The organism is uncultured Ellagibacter sp., assembly GCF_934636505.1.
Classification (GTDB): Bacteria; Actinomycetota; Coriobacteriia; order Coriobacteriales; family Eggerthellaceae; genus Ellagibacter.
The window spans coordinates 1-1,719 of record NZ_CAKUAL010000128.1 but is presented as its reverse complement, the minus strand read 5'-3'; the positions used below and the strand labels follow the sequence as shown (position 1 = coordinate 1,719).

Below are 1,719 nucleotides of genomic sequence, written 5' to 3'. Positions count from 1 at the left end.
GGGCAGGAACGCCGAATACATCCAGCAGAAGCTGTTCATCAGCTCGAACACTGCGAAGACGCACATCACGCATATCTACCGGAAGATGGGAATCAACTCCCAGCAGCGTCTGATCGACCTGGTCGATCGGGAGGAGCAGCCTCCCGCCCGCGAGGAGCGCGACATCCGCGACGCCTGAGAGGTCCGCGACACCCGCGACACCTGCAACGCACGTGGGGCCCGCGAGGCACGTGAGGCCCACGACACCCGCGACACGCGCAGAGGCATTGGAGAAGACGCGGGCCCGACCGATTCCGTGCTACACTGATTTGCCGAGAACACCGCGACTCGGGAGGGTCTTCCATGTCTAAAACTGTGGCCGTCATCGACGGCAATTCGCTTATGCACCGCGCCTACCACGCCGTTCCGCCCACGATGAACGCACCCGACGGCACGCCGACCAACGCGTGCTTCGGCTTCGTAGCCATGCTGCTGAAGTTCGTGGAGATGGCGCACCCGGACGCCATCGTGTGTGCCTTCGATGCGGGGCGCCCGAAGTGGCGCATGGAGGCGATCGAGCAGTACAAGGCGCAGCGCCCCCCGATGGATGACGCGCTGAAAGTGCAGTTTCCCCTGATGGAAGGCCTGCTCGAAGCGATGAACATCCCGGTTGTACGCGTAAAAGGCTGGGAAGGCGACGATATCTTAGGCACCGTGTCCGCACGCGACGAGGCGCTCGGGTACCGCACGCTGCTCGTGTCCGGCGATAAGGACGTCTACCAGCTTGTGAGCGAGCTCACCCACGTCGTCACGACCAAGAAGGGCATCACCGATGTCGCGATCTACGGGCCCGACGAGGTCTTCGAGCGCTACGGCGTCACACCCGCCCAGTTCCCCGATTTCCTCGGGCTTAAGGGCGACGCATCCGACAACATCCCCGGCGTGCCCGGCGTGGGCGACAAGACGGCCGCGAAGCTGCTTTCCGCCTACGGCAACCTCGAGGGCATTTACGAGCACACCGGCGAGCTCAAAGGCAAGCAGAAGGAGAAGATCGAGACCAACCGCGACCAGGCGTTCGCGAGCCGGAAGGTGGCGACCATCTCGCGCGATGTCGATTTCGAGCTCGACTTGGAGGACGCGGCGTTCCCCTCGTTTGACGCCGCGCGCGTGACGGCCGCCTTCAAGAACGTTCGTTTCAACGCGCATCTGACCCATGTGCTGAACCTTGTGGGGGAGAAGGCACCCACCGAGCGCGCCGCGCTTTCGTGGGAGCCCATTCTGCACGGGGCCGATGCGCGTGCCGCCGTTAAGGGCGCGATTGCGGAAGGGGAGCGCGTGGGCGTCGCGTTCGTCGAGCCCGAGCAGGCGTCGCTGTTCGACACGGGCGCGTTCGCGGCGTTTTCCACCTCGAAGGGCGCGGCTGCCTTTGAAGGCGACGAGGCGCTTTCGGTGCTCGCCCAGGTCGTGGCGCAGGGGCGTTTCGCCACGCTCGACGCGAAGGAGATGCTGCACCGGGTGTATCCCGCGGACACGGCGCAGGAGGCGCTCATCACCGACGAGGAGCTGTTTGCGGCTGAAATCTTCGACGTGGGGCTTGCGGGCTACGTGATGAACTCGTCCGTTTCTGACTACACGCTCGCCTCGCTCGCCGACGAGTACTTAGGCGGGGCCCTTCCCGAGGTGAAGACCGACGAGGAGCGCGCCTGCGTGCTCGCAGCGGCGGCGCGCGCGCTCGAGGAG

2 protein-coding genes are annotated in these 1,719 nt (G+C 65.2%); both read left to right on the top strand.

Features of this window, described 5'->3' with window-relative positions; genetic code table 11:
- The first annotated feature begins 19 nt into the window (after nt 1-19).
- Nucleotides 20-178: a LuxR C-terminal-related transcriptional regulator gene (locus Q0G18_RS09415; protein WP_297152446.1), complete on the top strand. Its 159-nt coding sequence runs from the start codon at nt 20-22 to the stop codon at nt 176-178.
- A 164-nt stretch (nt 179-342) separates the two neighbouring features.
- Nucleotides 343-1,719 (top strand): 5'-3' exonuclease H3TH domain-containing protein (locus Q0G18_RS09410; protein ID WP_297152444.1); only part of this gene is annotated, 1,377 nt, incomplete at its 3' end.